This window comes from Ruegeria sp. AF1 (assembly GCF_056542125.1).
Genome location: NZ_JBQFZG010000023.1, coordinates 1 through 19,494 on the forward strand (window position 1 = coordinate 1; position 19,494 = coordinate 19,494).

Annotated in this window: 17 protein-coding genes; 8 read left to right on the plus strand and 9 right to left on the minus strand. The window is 54.3% G+C overall.

Annotation, left to right across the window (positions count from 1 at the left end; all coding sequences use genetic code 11):
* Positions 1-133: 133 nt before the first annotated feature.
* On the minus strand, positions 134-1,879 hold the full coding sequence (locus tag ACR0BK_RS18975) for an adenylate/guanylate cyclase domain-containing protein (RefSeq protein ID WP_480521109.1): 1,746 nt from the start codon (positions 1,877-1,879) through the stop codon (positions 134-136).
* Positions 1,880-2,399: 520 nt separating this feature from the next.
* Between ACR0BK_RS18975 and ACR0BK_RS18980 the strand changes: the two genes are divergently transcribed.
* Positions 2,400-3,860: a pentapeptide repeat-containing protein gene (locus tag ACR0BK_RS18980; RefSeq protein WP_480555915.1), complete on the plus strand. Its 1,461-nt coding sequence runs from the start codon at positions 2,400-2,402 to the stop codon at positions 3,858-3,860.
* Between the two features lie 423 nt (positions 3,861-4,283).
* On the opposite strand, the gene ACR0BK_RS18985 is transcribed toward ACR0BK_RS18980, so the two are convergent.
* From ACR0BK_RS18985 to ACR0BK_RS18995, 3 genes are read right to left on the minus strand one after another with little or no spacing between them, the layout of a single operon-like run.
* Positions 4,284-5,771, minus strand: a complete 1,488-nt coding sequence (locus tag ACR0BK_RS18985) for an aldehyde dehydrogenase family protein (protein WP_480508150.1) — start codon at positions 5,769-5,771, stop codon at positions 4,284-4,286.
* Positions 5,768-6,940 carry a mandelate racemase/muconate lactonizing enzyme family protein gene (locus ACR0BK_RS18990; RefSeq protein WP_480518073.1) on the minus strand — a complete coding sequence of 391 codons (1,173 nt, stop codon included), beginning with the start codon at positions 6,938-6,940 and terminating at the stop codon, positions 5,768-5,770. Before ACR0BK_RS18990 ends, ACR0BK_RS18985 begins: the two co-directional genes overlap by 4 nt.
* Positions 6,937-8,547, minus strand: a complete 1,611-nt coding sequence (locus ACR0BK_RS18995; RefSeq protein WP_480508146.1) for a GMC family oxidoreductase — start codon at positions 8,545-8,547, stop codon at positions 6,937-6,939. Before ACR0BK_RS18995 ends, ACR0BK_RS18990 begins: the two co-directional genes overlap by 4 nt.
* A gap of 108 nt (positions 8,548-8,655) precedes the next feature.
* Here ACR0BK_RS18995 and ACR0BK_RS19000 point away from each other — a divergent pair, with 108 nt between their 5' ends.
* Positions 8,656-9,540 (plus strand): LysR substrate-binding domain-containing protein, encoded by an 885-nt coding sequence (locus tag ACR0BK_RS19000; RefSeq protein WP_480555916.1) that lies wholly within the window; start codon positions 8,656-8,658, stop codon positions 9,538-9,540.
* A 414-nt stretch (positions 9,541-9,954) separates the two neighbouring features.
* Here the strand turns inward: ACR0BK_RS19000 and ACR0BK_RS19005 are convergent, their stop codons facing one another.
* A complete protein-coding gene (locus ACR0BK_RS19005) occupies positions 9,955-10,203 on the minus strand; it encodes a hypothetical protein (RefSeq protein WP_170668966.1) in 249 nt (82 codons plus the stop codon).
* Positions 10,204-10,401: 198 nt separating this feature from the next.
* Complete coding sequence (locus tag ACR0BK_RS19010) at positions 10,402-11,817, minus strand: phospholipase D-like domain-containing protein (protein WP_480555917.1); 1,416 nt, start codon at positions 11,815-11,817, stop codon at positions 10,402-10,404.
* A 252-nt stretch (positions 11,818-12,069) separates the two neighbouring features.
* Here ACR0BK_RS19010 and ACR0BK_RS19015 point away from each other — a divergent pair, with 252 nt between their 5' ends.
* Positions 12,070-12,681, plus strand: coding sequence for a TetR/AcrR family transcriptional regulator (locus ACR0BK_RS19015; protein ID WP_480521421.1), 612 nt, complete (start codon positions 12,070-12,072; stop codon positions 12,679-12,681).
* Positions 12,682-12,946: 265 nt separating this feature from the next.
* Here the strand turns inward: ACR0BK_RS19015 and ACR0BK_RS19020 are convergent, their stop codons facing one another.
* Both ACR0BK_RS19020 and ACR0BK_RS19025 read right to left on the minus strand, forming a co-directional pair.
* Entirely contained in the window at positions 12,947-13,141 is a 195-nt protein-coding gene (locus ACR0BK_RS19020) for a DUF1059 domain-containing protein (RefSeq protein ID WP_170389176.1), read from the minus strand.
* Between the two features lie 31 nt (positions 13,142-13,172).
* Entirely contained in the window at positions 13,173-13,583 is a 411-nt protein-coding gene (locus ACR0BK_RS19025; RefSeq protein WP_480521418.1) for a GFA family protein, read from the minus strand.
* 183 nt (positions 13,584-13,766) lie between these two features.
* Between ACR0BK_RS19025 and ACR0BK_RS19030 the strand changes: the two genes are divergently transcribed.
* The gene (locus ACR0BK_RS19030; protein ID WP_480555918.1) at positions 13,767-14,639 is read left to right on the plus strand and encodes a LysR family transcriptional regulator; all 873 of its coding nucleotides are present in this window, start codon (positions 13,767-13,769) and stop codon (positions 14,637-14,639) included.
* A gap of 55 nt (positions 14,640-14,694) precedes the next feature.
* Here ACR0BK_RS19030 and ACR0BK_RS19035 read toward each other — a convergent pair whose 3' ends face one another.
* Entirely contained in the window at positions 14,695-15,927 is a 1,233-nt protein-coding gene (locus tag ACR0BK_RS19035; RefSeq protein WP_170602010.1) for a flavin-containing monooxygenase, read from the minus strand.
* A gap of 297 nt (positions 15,928-16,224) precedes the next feature.
* Between ACR0BK_RS19035 and ACR0BK_RS19040 the strand changes: the two genes are divergently transcribed.
* The 4 genes from ACR0BK_RS19040 to ACR0BK_RS19055 all read left to right on the plus strand — a co-directional run bounded on the left by ACR0BK_RS19040 (position 16,225) and on the right by ACR0BK_RS19055 (position 19,429).
* On the plus strand, positions 16,225-16,494 hold the full coding sequence (locus tag ACR0BK_RS19040; RefSeq protein WP_170645251.1) for an HlyU family transcriptional regulator: 270 nt from the start codon (positions 16,225-16,227) through the stop codon (positions 16,492-16,494).
* 225 nt (positions 16,495-16,719) lie between these two features.
* A complete protein-coding gene (locus tag ACR0BK_RS19045) occupies positions 16,720-17,244 on the plus strand; it encodes a cysteine dioxygenase family protein (RefSeq protein WP_480521414.1) in 525 nt (174 codons plus the stop codon).
* 125 nt (positions 17,245-17,369) lie between these two features.
* Positions 17,370-18,437 (plus strand): L-glyceraldehyde 3-phosphate reductase, encoded by a 1,068-nt coding sequence (mgrA, locus tag ACR0BK_RS19050; RefSeq protein WP_480555928.1) that lies wholly within the window; start codon positions 17,370-17,372, stop codon positions 18,435-18,437.
* A 189-nt stretch (positions 18,438-18,626) separates the two neighbouring features.
* Positions 18,627-19,429 (plus strand): IS5 family transposase gene (locus ACR0BK_RS19055; protein WP_480555919.1). Its coding sequence is split into 2 segments (ribosomal slippage): positions 18,627-18,963 and positions 18,963-19,429, totalling 804 coding nucleotides; the frame shifts between segments, so codons are not numbered across the junction.
* The last annotated feature ends 65 nt before the right edge of the window (positions 19,430-19,494 follow it).

Genomic DNA, 19,494 nt, shown 5'->3' on the forward strand with positions numbered 1-19,494 from the left:
AATGACAACTGACCTAGTTGGGCAATTCTTTTTGACGGATGGGCAAGCGTTGCCAAGCCGACCCAAAGATTAAACCTCTAGGGTGGTTTCTGTGGGTTAACCGGACTCTTTTAATGCGTCGCATCAATGGCACCTAAACACTGAAGCCTGCCTTTCTTAGTCCGGTCAGAAAGTGCGCACTGTCCTCTGGTACCCTATACCGTGCAGCTCGCTCCGCAGCTACGCGTGAGGCCGTCCGCTGCTGACATTGAGCGTGGCTCTTCGGAAATGTTTCTATAGCGTTTGCGAAGATCGACATTTCCGATCTGGCATCTTCAATCTGGTTTATGTGCGCATGACATGCTGCAGCATAGGCGTGAGCAGGTGTAAAATGTGGCCCAATTCTCCTTATTGCGCCGAGTGCTTCCTCGTACTTGTGGCCAGAAAAAAGAGCCAGAGCGTGATACCAGTGGTACCATCGCGGTGGGTGAGGATTGAGACGCAGCGCTCTCGAAATCGAACCCAAGGCGTCTGGCCATTGGCCCAAATAGACCAACACGTTAGCCCTGAAGGCTGCAACATCAGCATCATTTGCATTTAAAGTAACGGCACGTTGAAACTCCGCTGCCGCATCCTCATCCTCCCTCTGCAGAAATAGCAGAAATCCCAGAATCGCATGCGACCACGCGTCTTCGTGGTCAAGTGACAGAGCCGTCTGAATGCTCTGGTATGCCTCATCCCAATGTTCATCTCCGAACTCGGCCATAATGTCCCAGACATAGGTTGAGGCAAGTAGGGCATGCGCGCGCGCAAAAAGGGGATCTATTTCGATTGCCTTTTCAAAATACTCCCTCGCCTTGGCATTCTGTTCCCGCGCAAATCGTCTGAACTGCTCTAGCCCCAACAGCAGGTGGTCGTAGGCTGTCATACTGGCGGTGCGTTTGCGCTTTGCCTGAGACGTTCCGGCGTCTTCCATGCGCCCGGGCAGACAAGACACAATGCTTTCCGTGAGTTCATCCTGTACGGCGAAAATATCTTCCAAGTCTCGATCATAACGTTCAGCCCAGAGATGGTTGCCAGTCGATGCTTCAACCAGCTGAGCAGTCACCCGGATGCGACTCCCGGCTTTTCTGACACTCCCTTCAACGACAAACTCGACGCCGAGATCTCTTCCCACTTCCTGCACCTTGATACTCCGGTCCTTGTAGGTGAATGAGGAGTGGCGCGCGATCACGAACAAGTTCCTAAAGCGGCTCAACTCAGTAATGATATCTTCCGTTATCCCGTCGGAGAAATACTCTTGATCCGCATCCCCACTCAAATTGGTGAACGGCAGCACCGCGATGGACGGCTTGTCCGGTAACGATAGTAAAGGCGTCTGATTACCAGCCTTGGGAACGTTGCCGACCCACGTCCAGATTGTGACCGGCGTCTCAATGTTCTTAAGTGTATGGGCGCCACCACTCTCAAATACGAGATTGAGTTTGCCATGCACACTCTGGTGCACAACGTTGGAAATTACGACACCACCCGGCTCCGCCAGACCTTCCAGACGCGCCGCTATGTTCACGCCGTCGCCTAAAATGTCGTCCCCATCAATTACGATATCGCCGAGATTTATCCCAATTCGAAACTGCAGAGGGAAACGCTCGTCTTGCCCCGTAATGCCTTCCTGCCAGCCAATGGCGCACTTCACCGCATCAAGAGCACTTGCAAACTCGACGAGAAAACCATCACCCATGAGCTTCACAACACGGCCATGGTGATGCACGATGAGCGGCTCGATTGTTTGTGTCCGCAACAACCTCAGAGCTGCTAGCGTGCCTTCCTCATCTGCTTCCACGAGACGGGAATACCCGACAACGTCGGCAGCAAGTATGGCGGCTAGGCGTCGCTTCATTTGGTGTCCCCCCTGTAGCGGGAGAGTAGCTGAGCACCTTCACAAAATCCACGCAACTCGCAGTAAAGGCGATGTCACCCAATGGCGCTCAAAGGAAATTGGTTTTTTCCCGTAAAACTCCCGCTGCGCCCTCAAAAAAGTGAGGTCCGCTTCGTCCGCAGGACGGTCATTCGAGCCAGCTGCAGCGAACAACGACCGCTTACCGACTTGGTCGTTACCTACGGTAGCTAAGCGCAGCAAACACTATATGCAAACTCACGGGGGATTGCAGAGAGCTGCCGTCGACAATCAAGTTGGCCCACTTTGGGTTCGATGCCGACCTCGCAGGTGTTACAGTATCGGTGTGATCTCGGTGACCAGAAAAGGCAAGGTGCGCACGAAGCTGACAGTCTTATGGTAAGGAAATGCGAGACCAATTCCGACCAGATGGCTTTTCAGTTCGCTTAGTTCCAATTCCTTTCGTGCCACTTGCGCCGGCACGCTTGCGGTACAATAGTCGCGCTAGTCTCCAGAGGTATTTATGTCAAACGAAAATAGACCGAAACTTATTGATTGGCTTTGGCCGCACTTTCAGGCTGATTTCACCAAGGCTCGCAATTTGGGATCAATTATCGGCACGATCCTGTCCCTATTGTTTGTGTTTTTGATTGCTGGCTTCATTGCGGCACTCATTAATTTCATATTGGCAGCCTTTCAACTTGGTCCCTATCATGGGCAACAAACCCACGAAGCAATCCGAAATATCGGCCTTGTTCTTGCTGCAATCATTGGTGCCCCGTTCATCGCTTGGCGTTCATTCGTTGCGCAGCGACAAGCCGACATTGCGGAACAGGGCCTTATCACCGACCGCATCAATAAAGCAGTTCAAGGGCTTGGCGCTGATAAAGCCGTTAAGCGCCACCGTATGAACCAACGCGGCACATTGCTCTATGAGGATGGTTCTGACGGTGGACCAGACTTAAAGAAGCCGATCTTCGACGAGTTGACCTTGCCGAATCTTGAAATGCGCATCGGCTCCGTTTACGCGCTGGAACGCGTTGCAAATGAGAGTGCCGCTGATCGTCCACAGATATTGGAGATACTTTGTGCATACGTGAGCAACAACTTTGATACTCCGGGAACCTTTCCTCACCCCTCGTTGGAAACGTACGACAAAGTTGAGCCTGACCCAGGTCTTGATAAGCGTTTTCGGGGAGGCGCGGAAGGCTTGGGTCGAGATTGGGCCAGTAAGCTGAAGAAACCGCGTCCAGACACTCTTGCTGCGATCTCGGTGATCCTCAGAATAAGTAAGAGATTTGATAAAGATGCGCACAACCAGCCCCTTACATTCTCCGGAGCAAACCTGCAGCAAGCTGATTTGGGTGGGGCAAACTTGGTTGGAGCGAGATTTGAGAATTGCCAACTCGACGGCGCAAATTTAGAAAAGGCTGATTTAAGTGATGTCGAGTTTGCCAGCTGTTCACTAATTGGCGCTTCGATCAACGGCGCAGAGTTAATCGGAACTCAGTTTAAGAAATCGAGACTAGAGTGTGTCAACGCAGGAAGCATAAAGAACATGTCTGGATGCCTCTTCTGGGACTGCGACTGTTCCGGTGCTATGTTCGACGAAGCAGATTTGTCTACTTGTGATTTTCACTATGTCACTGCACGTAAGACATCATTTCGTGCAGAAAAAATGAACCGGACCAGCTTCTTTAATTGTGACATCCGTGACGGAGATATTTCTGCACACTCAATGTGGCAACTGAAAATTTCCGGTACTTGGGTCCCTGAAACAGGCGTTCAGCTAATGGAGCGCGTGCAATTATCTGAGCATGCCGTAGCTTCTCGGATGGCAATGAAAGTTAGGCTTTTTGCTGATCCAAAACTTCCGCATCATTCTTATTCTAGTAACTTAACTGGCCTGATGTTTGGTATGAAAGAGGTCGACCAGGGTGATGTGAAGGTCTTTGACCCTGAGGTTGAGGGGGCGGCGATCTAGGCTCTGGACCTATAAACGGGTAGCAATTTCAACGGCAGCTTCCATCAGCACCGGACGTTCGTCGAAATCGCCGCTATGACCGAGTTGCGGACAAAGCCGTCGCTCCCATCGCCCAGTACAATGACGGCAGGCAGCCCAAAGCGGTCTTTGGAACCGACTGCAGTTCCAGAGAGGCTGTAGGAGCAAGACTGACTGTTCGCTCCGTCAACAGCGGACTTCCATCTTGGCAATTTTGTAGGCATCAATGCTTCGGGCTGCTTCGAAGACCTCCAGGCACAGAAACAAATCTTTGAAAAGTATGCGCAGTTTCTCGAAAGCACGCACCGGTTCGAGTGGCATCGCCGAACCAAATCCCGAACTCCGTTATTGAGCGGTATGCAGCTCTATGTCCCTCGTCTTTGAGTTCTCGAGTCTTGCAATGCTTCACACTGCAAGCGTGATAGATTTTGAACGGGTATAGGCGTCGAGGCCTTCCAACCCTTTTTCGCGACCGAAACCGGACTTCCGGTTGCCGCCAAAGGGCAGTTCGATTCCGCCGGCCCAATAATCGTTGACGGTGACCTGCCCCGCATCCACCCGCTGCGCCATGCGCAAGGCAATAGACATGTCGCGGGTGTAGATCCCGGCCGCCAGAGCAAAATCGGTACCATTGGCAAGCGCCAGTGCTTCTTCTTCACTTTCGAAGGTTTGTACGGCAAGAACAGGACCAAAGATTTCCTGGGTCACCGCATCGTCGCTAGCGCAAAGATTGTCGAGGATGGTCGGTTCAAAGAACCAGCCCTTGCCGGTTTCCGGATCAGTTGCGATGTTGCCACCGGTGGCGATTTCCACCCCGCGCGCGCGGGCACGCTCCACGTGGCCCGCAATCTGCGCCAAATGCCGTTCTGAGTTCACCGCACCCATATCAGGATTGCGCAGCCCGTGACCGAAGCGCAGGCCTTGTGCTTTTCTGACCAGCCGCTCCAGCACCTCGGCGTGCAGATCGCGATGGATCACGAGTCGGGAACCAGCCGAGCAAATCTGCCCGGAGTTGGAAAAAATGGCCCACAGCGCGCCCTCCGCCACCGCCTCAGCATCAGCGTCGGCAAAGGCGATCAGCGGCGACTTGCCGCCCAGTTCCAGGGTAAGACCGGTCACATTGGGTGCCACATTCTGCATTACCCCGACACCGGTTGCCACCGAGCCGGTGAAGGTCACATGCCGCACACGGGGATCGGTAACCAGCGGTGCGCCGGCCTCGGTGCCGGTGCCGGTGACCACATTGACCGCGCCCGCAGGCACGCCTGCACGCACCAGAAGCTCAGCGATCATCAGCGCGGTAAAGGGCGTGGTCTCCGCCGGTTTCACAACTGCCGAACATCCCGCCGCCAGAGCCGGCGCAATACCGCGCACAAAGGTCGATGTTGGGTAGTTCCATGGCACGATATGGGCGGTCAGGCCCACCGGCTCGCGCAGGGTGAAGGCGGCGTTGCCGTTGCCGAGGTTGACGCTGCGCCCGTCCAGCTTGTCAGCGGCACCTGCGTAGTATTCGAACAGGCGCGCCGAACCCGCGACATCGCCCTTCGCCTCAGCCAGAGTCTTGCCGCTGTCGAGACTTTCGACCACTGCCAGCCTGTCCGCTTCGGCGCGCATCAGACGCGCCGCCTCGTTCAGAATGGCGCAGCGGCGGGCGGGCGGTGTGTTGCGCCAGACCTCGAAACCCTTGGCGGCGCTGGTCACGGCACGGTCCACATCGGCCGCGGTGCCAGCGGCGAAATCGGAAAAGGCCTCGCCGGTGCCGGCATCAAAGCTTTCCATGCGGTTGCCGCTGTCGGCGGCAACGAACGCGCCATCAATGAAGTGATCGCACGGCAGATCCGGCAGCGTGCCGGTTTCGAAATAGGTGGAAATCATCTGGTCGGAGGTCATCATGCATGCTCGCTGCATTTGTAGGTGGATTTGGCCAGCCACTCGGGGTTGATCTCAACGCCCCAGCCCGGGGCATCGGTCACGACCGCCTGGCCGTCCGTGATTGTGAAAGGATCATCCAGGAACAAGTCACGCTGCCACGGATAGTAGTCGTCGCCCTCGATCGAGAATTCCAGGTAGCGGCCCGGATTGGGCACCGCCCGCAACAGATGCATGGCGAACAGCGTCACCAGCGACAGGTTGGCCGCATGCGGGGTGCAGGGCAGCCCGGCGGCATGGCCCATGCGGGCCACCTCCATGCTGCGCACCATGCCGCCCAGATACAGAATATCGGGCTGGATGATATCCACCGCGCGCATCGCGACGATCCGCTTCCACTGTTGCAGATCCCAGTCCTGCTCGCCGCCGGCCACGTCGATGGACAGCTTGCCGGTGACCTCGGCGGTCTGTTCTAGCTCCCAATAGGGACAGGGCTCCTCGAAGTGCTCGTAGCCGTTGGCCTCCAGCATCCGCCCGACCTCGATCGCGCGGGCGGGACCAAAGCCCGAGTTGCCATCCACCAGCAGCGCCGCATCCGGCCCCATGGCTTTGCGGATGGCGGGGATGATTGCCTCGGTGCGGCCGTCCCATTCGTCCTGGTCTTGGCCGCATTCGGCACCGACACGCACCTTGAAGGCGTCAAAGCCGTAGTCATCGCGCAGGCATTGCATGCGCGCCGCCTCGTCCCCGGGCGTGATGTCACGCCGCATGGAGGAGGCATAGGCCCGCAGCGGCCCTGCCGAGCCGCCCAGAAGCTCGGCCACGGGCTTTTTCGCAGCCTTACCGCGCCAGTCCCAGACCGCAGTATCCAGACCTGCCATGGCCCGGCGCAGATAGGTGCCGGGGAACTTGTGCTCGCGCAGTGGGATCTCAGCGATCACATCCTCCAGCGCGCTCATGCCGCGCCCCAGTGCCCAGGGCGCCACCTGGCGGTGCAGGATCTCGCAGGTCAGGTCGCTGCTGTAGGTGGACACCTGCCCCCAGCCCGTGCTGCCGTCCTCTGCGGTGACCCGCACGAAGCCGACCAGCGGCGTGCAGAAGGTCTCGATCCGGCGGATCCGCGGCCCGGTGTCGTCCCTGCCGCGGGCGTTAGCAACCGGCACCGCGCCGGACATGGAATAAGGCGTGCTCATGCGTCCTCCAGAATGAGATCAGCGGCGCGGTGCGCCAGCATCATGGTCGGGGCATTGGTGTTGCCCGAGGTCAGGTTGGGGAAAACCGAGGCATCGACGACGCGCAGCCCTTGCACACCATGCACCTTCAGCCTCGGACTGACCACCGAGTCCTGCGTGCCCCGCCCCATGCGGCAGGTGCCGACCGGGTGAAAGACGGTGCCGCAGCGTTCGCGGAAATCGGCCAGGATCCGGTCGTCGTCCATGCGACGCAGATCCGGATCCATCGCCGAGTCCACAAGCCCGTCCAGTGCCGCAGTATTGATCAGCCGCTGGCACAGGCGGCCGCCCGCCACGACCTGTGCGCGATCCTCTTCGGTAGCCAGCGAATTGGGGCGGATCCGGGGCGGAGCCGCTGGGTCGGCAGCGCTAATGTCGATACGGCCGCAGCTGGTGGGGCGGGCCGGCTGAAAGCCGATGATGAAGCCTGGAAACGGGTCGGGTTGCACCACCGTGCGCGTGCCGTTCGGCGTGGTGGTATATGTGACCGGGTTGAAATACAGCTGCTGGTCAGGGTGGACCTGATCCGGGCCGGAGCGGAAATAGCCGCCGCACTGGTTCACTGACAGGGCCAGCGGCCCGCGCCAGGTCAGCGCATATTGCAGCGCCGCGCGCACTTTCCCGGCAAACGGGCGCAGCACGTTGTTCAGCGTTGGCTCAGTGGCGCGGAAGTAATAGTTGATGCCCAGATGATCCTGCAGGTTGCCGCCCACATGCGCCGCATCCAGCAGCGGCGTGATGCCGTGGGATTTTAACAGCTCCGCCGGACCGATACCCGATAGCTGCAGAAGCCGCGGCGAAGTCACGGCACCGGCCGACAGGATGATTTCGCGGCCGGCTCGCAGGGTTTGCCTCCTGCCCTCACGCACCACCTGCAGGGCAGCGGCCCGCGTGCCCTCAAAGATGATCCGCTCGGCCTGCACCCTGGTCATCAGGGTGACGTTGGCCCGCTTCAGCGCGGGCTTCAAAAACGCCCGCGCTGAATGCATCCGGCGGCCGCCGCTGGTGTTGATCCGGTAGGCCGCCGCGCCCTCGCAGGCGTGGCCGTTGATATCCTCGGTGCGCGGCAGCCCCAGTTCCTCGGCCGCGGCAAAAAAGTGCCGGTTCACCGGGTGGATCTGATCCGAGACATCCTGCACATGCAGCGGCCCGGCACCATCGCACCCGCCATCGGTGCCAATGCGGCTCTCCATTGCCTCATAGGTCTGCCGCACAGTCTCCCAGTTCCATCCGTCCGCTCCGGCGGACGCCCAGTCGTCGAAGTCGCGTGGTAGCCCGCGCGCATAGACCAGAGCGTTTATCGCGGCCGACCCGCCCACCACCTTGCCGCGCGGCCAGTAGCCCGAGCGTCCCGCCAGGGCTTCTTCAGGCTCGGTCTGGTATTTCCAGTTTACCTTCGGGTCGAAGAAGGTCTTGCCGTAGCCAAGCGGCAGCGCAATCCAGGGCGACCAGCCTCGCCCGCCGGCCTCCAGCACCAGCACCTTGTGTCGCCCGGAAGCGCTCAGCCGCTCTGCAAGAACGCAGCCCGCAGAACCCGCCCCCACTATGATGTAGTCGAAGTTTTCCATGCCGCCCTCTGCAGTCTGTCGGAGTGTTTTGGCATGAGGCGCTGGCATTCTATAAACAAATAATTATTTGTTATAGATGTGGAAAAGTTTGCAATGTAGACGCTGCTCATGAACGACATGCCTCCCTTGCCCTGGTTGCGCGCTTTTGAGGCTGCCTCGCGAAACGGTAATTTCTCCAGCGCCGGTGAGGAACTCGGGCTTACGCCGGCTGCTGTCAGCCATCAGGTGCGGTCGCTCGAAGAGCATTTGGGCTATCAGTTGTTTTCCCGCAAAAAACGGCCCATGGAGCTGACCACAATGGGGGAGCTTTATCTGCCCTGGGTCATCAAAGCTTTCGAAACTCTTCGGCTGGGTACGCGGGATGTTTTCGGCACTAGGCACATGCGCCCGTTGAGGATCCGTTGCCTGCCGACCTTCGCGCAGCTCTGGCTTTTAAAGCAGTTGCCTGATTTCCGGGTGCGATATCCGGAGGTCAATATGCAATTGCATATGGGTACTTGGGCTAGCGCGATCCAATCAAGCCAACTTGATATCGAAATTCGATTCGGGAACGGGGATTGGCCAGGGCAGCGCGCAACGCTGCTAGGTCGTCCGCCCGTAGTTCCAGTCTGCCACCCAAGCCTGCAGCCAAGTAGCGAAACGCTTGAGGCGTTGCGAGACTCTCCTTTGATCGAGATCATCGGTGTGGCCGACAATTGGCACCAATTTTTCCGTCAGGAGAACCTAGCGCCCCCCGGACATATCCCGGCGCTCAATGTGGATCAGAGCATTGCAGCCCTGGAACTTGCCGCAAATGGGATGGGACATGCGCTGGTGTCAGAGCTTTTCGCAATTCCCTATCTGCAAGACGGGCGTCTGGTGCGCTCTTTGCCCCTCGAAAAACACACAGACCAGGCGATCTATGTCACCTGCCCGGAGGGTCCCGTCAGCTACGGGTGTCAAATGTTTCTGGTTTGGATTGTCGAGCAGTCTTCTCCGATGCGCCAAGTGTGACTAAATTCAAAGTGCTTTGCTGCGCAGGACGCAATCGTTTGCCATTTCACGTCTGATTGCACGCATCCAAAGTGCCGAATTGAAAACGGCGACTGCTCACTACGCCCGGTCCCTGGGCATACGATACAAAGTTCATGCTGCTCCCACTACTAACGGCAGCTGTTCATCGCAGCGGCGCTGCCAAAGTCAAAGCTGGATCTGACGAAGGGGTGGGTTTCAAATGACGCTTTATGCTCTACTCTGCCGCTCGTGCCTGGCGCAACATTCGAAACTTGGGCTCCGAGCAGCCGTTCGCCGCTCTTTGCATGAGTGACCGCTTCGCGGACTTTGCTGCCAATTTGAACATGTATCGCTTGTTCAGCATACGGTCTAAAGCTGACTCAGCGTTAACTGAACCATAACGGCGTGAACAGCTCAAAGCCCCAATGCCGGCCACGACACAATTGCGAGTGGGACCCAGATTGGAGAGGTCAGTACTGCTGCTGAAGTTATAGCTAGATTTTTACCTATGTGCTTTTCTCGGAGCTCATCGGCCGGTTTCGTGCTTTGGCCTGATGCAATCAGCTGTTCGCGCATGAATGCGGTTTCAGCTTTTTGCGCCTTTGTCTCGCATGCGGTTACAACAATACAGATAAGAGTTATTTGAATAGTCTTGCTCAGCATTTCTCATCTCCCTTTGCTGGTAATTGCTAAAGTAAAAGATCGGATAGGAAGCATCTCTCGAACCGCAAACATTTAATATTAAAGTAAAAATCCACACTGGAAGGTTTCACGTCATCCATTCCTATAATGGAATAGTGTTTTATGTTTACTTGTTGGTCCGCCGCTGATTGACGATCGATGCAGATAATCAAGTTGAATTCAGAGCAGGCCTTCGATTTTTAATGCGGCGACGAAATCCGAGATGAAATTTCGACCGATTGATGCTCCTGGCTCATCGTCAAACGCAACTGTTCCTAAACCTGTTTCTTCATACCAAACCAAGTTGCCATTGGAGTTCAGGGCTAGCCGGTAGCAACCATTTAAAATTAGGTTTTTTGTGTCGCTTAAAACTAAACGCGCGAAGCTAGCGCTATGAACCGTAACGCTGGATTCCAAGTTTCCGGTAATGGAAATTGGATCAAAGTTCATGGTCGTTACAACAGTGGTTTTACCGTCAATGACTGTGTACTTTCCGTGAAGAGTAAGTATCGGGCCAGCCTTGCCAAAGTTTGTGCTATTGAATGGTTTTAACTCGAAGACTTTTACCCCGGCCTTTAACAACCTCGCACGATACTGGGAGTATCCACCATGCACGGACACATGGTTGGTCGAAGCTAAGGAATTGGTCACGACTTCGACCCGAATGCCCTTGTCGCTCAACCGCTCCAGAAGACTGGCGCCCTTGTCCGTTGGAATGAAGTAGGGTGTGACAATCAATACTTTTTCTGTCGCTCGAGCGATCTCGTCGTAGTGCGATTGCGAAACGAGGTATCGACGCTCAAATTTATGCCTACGTATTTTTCCCGGAACGTCCGATACAAAAGAAACCTTGGCGCTAATTCCATCGTTCTTCAGCGGTCGTCTTTCAGATGGTTTTTGCAGGTCCCGATATGTTCCTTGCCACGCTTCTTCTGCCCTTCGGCGTGCGGTAACGCGAAGATCATCGAGGCCGACCATTGGAGGCAGCAACTGAAGGCTAGAGATGTCTTCGCTCCATTTATCGGTCCAGTAGAGCTCGAATGCTTCAGAAATGGCCTTCACTTTCTCGCCGCGAACCCCAATTTCGAAATCAAGGAACTTGGAAGTGCCGTTATCTGCGAAGTACTCATCAGCGATATTTCTACCTCCAATAATTGCGTAGAGGTTATCAGAGATTTGAAATCGGCTATGCATTCGCCGTCGGCTTTTTTCGTAGTCAACTATAAAGGAAAATAGCGTCGGGCTAAGGCGCGAGTATGGATTGAAAACGCGGACTTCAATGTTGGGGTGATTGTCTAGCGCAAAGAACTGATTTGCGGTTCGTCGATTGAACAAGTCATCGAAGAGCAATCGGACATTTACTCCTCGATCAGCCGCATTCAGGACTTTGCTTACAAATAGATGACCGGCATCGTCTTCTCGCAGAATGAACAGGCTAACATCAAGTGTCTTTTGAGCCTGATCAATGGCGTTCAAACGGTTACCCAACGCTTCCAATCCGTCTCGGAGCGGTTTGACTAATGCATCGGATGTTTTTGTTTTCACCTCAACGTTTAAAGATTTTTTGACGGGGGTGTAGGGAGATATTTGGGGCATTGAGCGTGAAACCATTGGTGATGTTTCAACGAACAAGGTGCACGCGCTCAATGTTAGGAAGAGCGCCCCTGCGCAGAGCGACGTTCCGTCAATTTGTCTAAGCAAGAAAACTTTGAAAACGCGAAGTGCCCCAAACATCTTTGAACTCACTTAACATTTATTGATCACTGATTATTTATCATATGTTGAAAATAATCAATGATCAATATATAATATATAGAGGATATTAATTATACAGTTTCAGAGGTTTAAGTGGCAAGGAGATCAGACCATACCCGTGCAGAGCTTAGGGAAATGATTTTAAAATCGGCAACGAAACTAGTTGCGAGCGAAGGTCTCGAAAAGCTGACAATTAGGCGTATCGCTAGGGAAATTGGGTACACATCAGGGACGCTTTATCTGATTTTTGAAAATCGCGATGATCTAATTCTGGAATTGCACGTCAACACATTGCGGAGCCTTCACACGTATTTGTCGGGCGTGATCTTGGATGGCTCGCCCGAGAAGGCATTGACGGAGTTAGCGAAGTCCTATTTGGAATTTACTCAGAAAAACTCCAACCTTTGGAGCGCAGTGTTTGAACACAAGTTGCCACCGGGAAAGGTAACTCCCGAAAAATACGATCGTGCCATTTTCGATCTTATTGATATTGGTGTCGCGGCAATTCGCCCATTGTACCCAGAGAGCCATGTTGATGAAGCCATTCATGACGCTCGTGTTCTTTGGGCTTGCCTCTATGGAATCGCCGCCCTTGACGCCTCAGACAAGTTATCCCGATATGAAACCTCGGAGTCGTATATCGAGTCTTTAATGAAGAATTACGTAACCGGGATTAGAAAGAGTATGCAAGAAAACGAGATATGACCAATGTATGAGGTCGTCTCTTCGAGAATAACAGCCAGGCTTTCCCTTCCATTAGTAAACTTTGATCAATGCAGGTCGAAAAACAGTTTACGTCAACTTCAATCGTCCACTTGGGCTCAGAGCTGCCTATCCTCACAGCTTGTATGATTAGCTGGTTGGCAGCCCATGCCGGTCCTTCTCAACAAAGTCGCCATTCGTCACCAAGCATTCCAAATCGAAGTTCAAGGCCGATTTCTCGTTGGGCGTCGAAGCCCCCCTGATCTTATCAAGCTGGCTTAATCAATGTTCCCAGATATTCTCGAGTATCGGCGTCCCACGAACTAGGATCTTCTCCATGGGCGACTACCGCGTGCAGTTCCATGAGTTTCCATACTTCGTCCTTAGTCGCTGCAACCACTTTGCCTGGGCAGGCCTCCATGCCCTCGCAGTCCTTGCAGGCATATGAATAAACAGTGTTCATCGCTTTCTCCTCCGTTCGCTCGGAAAGTTGGTTAGAACTCAGGAAACGTCGGCAGCCCGTCGTCGAGTTTTATCCATGGCTGCTGATGTGAGACGAAGACGTGGGCCTTGGGTTGCGCAATCGATGGGTCGTCCAACGTCACAGCAGAAAACCAAGCGTCAGCGCTCCAGTCTTGGCCCTCACCTTCATTTAAGGCGGCATAGGTCAACGTCGTTCCACAGTCCCGACAAAACCCGCGGCGAATACCCGAAGTTTTCTCAATGTGATGGATTTCGCCTTTGATAACGGCGAAGTCTTCGGCGGCTACCTTAGCCCAAGTTACAAAGGCGCCACCAAGGGCCATTTGGCATGAACGACAATGGCAATGTCCCGACCAGACAGGTGGTGTCGCGATCTGGTATCGAACAGCACCACAGTAACATCCACCTTGAAATTTATCCATCGTATCAAGATCTCCTGGCATGCGGCTAGGCTGACATCCGCGATGAAGCCCATACCCAACTTTTTTGGAGCATATAAACAAATTTCGATATGAATATTGTCAGGAAAACCGATATCATTCGACTCAAATAGTCTAACCGAACATTAGAAAAACTACAGTATGGATTGGTTGCACCTTCCCCCGATGAACGCTTTGCGCGCCTTCTCAGCGGTTGCGGAAGCTGGGAGTTACACCGTGGCGGCTGAACGCTTGAACGTGACCCAAGCGGCTGTCAGCCAGCAGGTTAAATCGTTGGAAAGGCATTTGGGTGTAGCTCTCGTTACCAGACGTGGGCGCGGCATTGAGTTGACAGAGCCAGGTATCATTCTTGCACGTGAACTGGGTATCGGCTTTGAAATCATTGGAAGGGGTGTCGAACGACTGGCAGAACACACAGCGCAGCGTCCCGTTCAAGTGACAATGGCACCAGCATTCGCGGTGGAGTGGCTGTTGCCGAGAATGGCGGAGTTTCAACGTGAACATCCAGAGATCACTTTGATGCTGAACCCAACTTCGGAACTGGTTCAGATAAGACCAGGCGGAATCGATGTCGCCATTCGGTATCACGACAGACGCATGCCGAGAAAAGAAGAGGATACTGTCCTTGTTTCCGACATGGTCGTGATCGGAGCACCTTCACTGGTGGAAGGCCAAGATCTGCGTGACCCGGCCTCTTTAACGAAGCTGCCCTGGTTGCAGGAACTAGGCACCAACGAGGCGGCTGACTGGTTCACCTATCATGGGGTCGTACCTCCCGAGCCATTGACCATAAATCACATGCCTGGGAACCTGATCATGACTGCGGTTCGCCGGGGTGACGGCATCACGTATTCTGCCAGAGCTTTTTTCGAGGACGATCTGTCATCTGATCGGATGATTGAGTTGTTCTCTGAGCCACTCTTCGGCGTCTATTACATCCAGACACAAGCAGAATTTCAGCGTCCCGAGGCTAAGGTGTTCGTCAACTGGTTAAAATCTCAGTCGCAGGTCGTATCGAGACACACGTCCGAAAACTGATCTAGTTACAGTTGGAAACCTTCGATCCAGGCTAGGCTCGAGGCTGTCGCGTAGCTTATTTGCCCGAAGTGGAAATCAAGTGATCAACAACGTACTCCGCGTCCTCGCCCACGCCATAAAACAGGCCTGACCCTTGTGTATGCATCCAATGCAGTCCGCAGAAGTACAGGCCATCTACATCTGTAATACCTCGCTCATATTGCGGATAGCCACTCTCATCGAAGACCGGCAAGTCGATCCATCCAAAATCGCGGTGAAACCCTGTTGCGTATATTACGGTTGAAACATTTGCTGCAGCCAAGTCGAAGAACGGTAGTTCAGGTTTGGGCTGCCAGTTGATCGGGACAACAATTTCCTTGGGATCATCGAGTCCATTCTCTGCAACGAACGTGTCGATGCTCTCCATTTCCGCGCGACACACATCGTCCACTGCCTTGAGCGTCTCTTCAAGTCCGCCTGCCAAAATCAGGCACCCGTCTTGAACACCCTCTACCTTGCTGTGTAGCTTGACCCCGTCGAGCGCCATCTGGCGCAGATCAATTATACGACCACCGTCTCGCCCAGATAGATGTGGATGGGCTTTGAACCGGATAGCTGTCCCTTTGGGATGGTCTTTTACCGCAATGTTCATGTACCCAGTCGCCAAGTCCCATTCAAAAATGTCGCGCCCCCTATAGCGACGTGGGATGCGGCCAGCACTGCCCACTGCAAGATGCACGTCGCGCCCGGATAAATGCAGGTCCTCAGCGACCTGACACCCTGACTGACCACTTCCAATGATGAACACCGCACCATCCGGTAGGCTCGCTGAGTTGCGATAGTCACACGTATGTATGCCAGTAACTCTTTCGGGCAGATCGTAGTGCCAACTTGGTATATTCGGGTGTTGATGCGTGCCAACGGTGACGATCAAGTTCTGCGCTCTGATTTCGCCATCTGATGTGGTTAGTTTGAAGCGACCCAGTCCTGCACTTGCCTCAATTCTAGCCACCTCGACACCCGCTCGATATGGCGGACCAAAACTTCTCGCATAGTCTTCGATGTACTTGACGATCTCATCGCGGAGCATGAAACCATCGGGATCATCCCCATCGTAATGGAAACCTGGAAGTCGGCAGAGTTTGTTAGGAGAGACCAGGCAGAACGAATCCCAGCGGTTACGCCATGTATCGCCAATCTGCCCGCGGTCCAAAACAACGTGATCATGACCAGCCTGCTTCAAGTGCCAGCTAACGGAAAGCCCAGCTTGACCTCCGCCCACAACCACAGTGTCAATCAGGGTGTACATAACAGCAAACCTCTCTATGAAACTCTATCGGCGACAGCTAGTTGCTTCAACGTATCAATGTCCGCTCAGGGCTCAGTTCGGTAGTTGGCGGCGGCGTGTCAGAATGGTGGTTTTGGACAGTCCGTACAAGGGAGAGTGGTGCGGGGGAATGGACTTTTACCGCGAATCTGGACGCATTAGGCAACGCAGGAGCGTACCAACGGATCGAAGACAAATGTTCTGATAGCACGACATGCTTCACGCCTGTCCTAAGCGACGCTAGTCTCCCGTCATAGCAACGCTGAAAGGAGCCGCCCAATGTCCCTCTTCTCTAAACTCTTCGGTGGTGGTGAAAAGTCGGAGCTGGAGCCGGTCTCTTACAGAGGGTTCGAAATCTTTCCGGACCTGATGCCCCAAGGTGGCAAATACCGCCTTTTAGCCCGTATCGAAAAGACCATCGACGGTGATCGCAAGACCCATACAGTGATCCGGGCGGATGTTTTTGAGACCCGGGATCAGGGCGAAAGCTTCAGCATCGCAAAGGCGAAACAGGTGATCGACGAGCAGGGCGAACGCATTTTCGATTAAGCAAACAGACAGCCTAATGTAAGCGATGCAATCGACGGATGGTTCCGCAAAGTAGACATCCGCCCCGATTTGGCGAACGAACGCTAAGCAGGCCAAGCAGTCATTGGAAGTCTTTGATACCCGATACATGCAGCTGCCTTCCGAGGCCCAATTTCGACTATTTTGCGGCCTGTGGTACGCTGTTGCATTTATTGTAGACAATTGGGGGCTGAAGATATGTGGAACATGGAACAGTTTGTAGCAGACTGCCGGACCGCGGTGGATCAGGACACGTCTCACAAATCGGTGGCTGAGGTGGTGGACCGGGCGATGCGCGATCCTGCGGGCGTGACGCAAGCCTTGGGAGAGCCGACCGAAAGCGGTATCTTTCCCATTTACAAGTCGAGTGATCTGACAATCGTCAACGTCGTCTGGAAGCCGGGAATGACAATAATGCCCCACAATCACGAAATGTGGGCCGTAATCGGCATTTATGGTGGTAGAGAAGACAACATTTTTTGGCGGCGCGTGGCAGATGACCCTGAAGGACGCATTGAAGCGGCAGGGGCTCGAGCATTGTCGACGGGTGAATTTACTCCGCTTGGTAAGGACCTCATTCACTCGGTTACAAACCCTATCCCCAAGTTGACCGGAGCAATCCACGTATACGGCGGGGACTTTTTTGAAGCTGAGCGAAGCGAATGGGATCCTGAAAACCTGACGGAACATGCGTATGACATGTCGAAGGTTCGCGCATTATTCGAGGACTAGTTTGCAGTTTGACAATCTGCGCTGACAATACTTGAGGCATGTTCCATCTATACGGCAGGCTTCGCTGATTGCCGATTACTATCTCGTTGAATTGACACGGGGTGATGATCTCGGATTATGGACAGATGAGAAAATTACAACGCCCCCCGAAGCCTCGGCCGCGCCCATTTCTTCCCAATCCGGACCGCTACGAGCAAATGGTCTATCGCCGTTGTGGGCAGTCTGGCATAAAGCTACCCGCGATAAGCCTTGGGCTATGGCACAACTTTGGTGGGGATACCCCGCACCAGACAAAGCGCGATCTCTGCCGCACTGCTTTTGACTTGGGTATAACGCACTTTGATTTAGCAAATAACTATGGCCCGCCGCCGGGATCGGCGGAAGAAGCATTCGGTGAAATTTTGAAAACTGATTTCGCAGGCTATCGGGACGAACTCATCATATCTACCAAGGCAGGGTATGATATGTGGCCGGGCCCCTATGGGGAGTGGGGATCACGAAAGTACCTTGTGGCCTCTTGTGATCAGTCGCTCAAGCGGATGGGGCTAGAATACGCAGATATCTTTTATTCCCACCGCTATGATCCAGATACCCCTCTGGAAGAAACGATGGGAGCCCTAGACTATATAGTGCGCTCTGGGCGCGCACTTTACGTCGGAATTTCAAGCTACAACTCGCAACGAACGCGCGAAGCGCTGGCCATCTTGAAAGACCTTGGCACACCGTGCCTGATCCATCAGCCGTCGTATAACCTACTCAACCGTTGGGTTGAGCGGGACGGGCTGTTGGATACGCTTGACGAATTGAACGTGGGATCGATTGCGTTCACGCCACTTGCCCAGGGTATTTTGACATCGAAGTATCTGAACGGCATTCCCGAAGACAGCCGTGCAACCCAAGGCAAGTCTCTATTGGACGGCATGATCAACGAACGTTCACTGACGAGTGTCAGGGCTCTAAACGACATAGCGGCGTCACGCGGTCAATCATTAGCTCAGATGGCGCTTGCTTGGGTGCTGAGAGGTGACCGGATTACGACAGCCCTAATTGGCGCTTCGCGACCTGAGCAGATCGTGGATTGCGTAGGTGCGGTCCGGAATTTGGAATTTGCCGAAGCGGAACTCGCCAAGATTGACGAGGTCAGTTCGGAAGAGGAAATCAATCTCTGGGCGCGATCCTCGGAAACGGAGTAGAATTGTTGACCACTGATTTTTGGTGCAAGCAGGTTTTTCTGCGTAATCGCTTGGCGTTTCTGCTTTGGGCTCAGTGCCGTCATCCGAGTGTTTTTGTCGGATGACCGCAATGCCGCGCGGAGCCGCCTTTGCGATGGTCGATTCCATTCCCTGAGGCATCGTGATTCAAGGTCGACAGGAGGATTGTCCATGTCGCATCTGTTCTGGCTCGACCAAGAGCGTCTCAACCGCATCAAGCATATGTTCCCAAAGCCACGCGGTGTTGCGCGTGTCGATGATCGCCGCGTTCTCAGCGGCATCATCCATGTCATTCGCAATGGATTGCGCTGGCGAGACGCTCCGTCCGATTATGGGCCACACAAGACACTTTACAACCGATGGGCTCGATGGTCCCACATGGGCGTCTTTGCACGTATCCTGACCGAATTAGCCGCTCAAGGCGATGAAACAGGCACGCTAATGATTGATGCGACGCATCTGAAGACCCATAGAACAGCGTCCAGCATGGGGCTCAAAAAAGGGGGCGCGGCCGCCTGATTGGCCGCACCAAGGGTGGGCTGAACTCAAAACTCCATGCCGTAACCGATGCGGTGGGTCGTCCAATTCGGCTATTCATGACGGCGGGAAACGTCAGCGACTACATCGGAGCACGGGCACTTTTACCCTCACTACCTGCTGCGGAATGGATGTTGGCGGATCGCGGATATGACGCCGACTGGTTCCGCGAAAGCTTGAAAGAAAGAAGCATCAAACCCTGCATACCATCGCGCCGGAACCGCAAGGACATCATCCCACATGACACAAAGATTTATCGAATCCGCCACAAGATTGAGAACATGTTTGGGCGGCTTAAAGACTGGCGTAGGGTCGCGACCCGTTATGACAGATGTTCACGCAGGCTTTTAACCAGCTTGATTGCAGCGCTCATATCTCGCCCTCCATCTCGTCAGATCCACACTTTTCCTCATCACCCCCGGTATAAGCGTCATTAAGTGTCACTGGATGATAACTATCTGTATTTTTTCCATTTTCTGGTGACGGAAGGTGTGACGCTTTT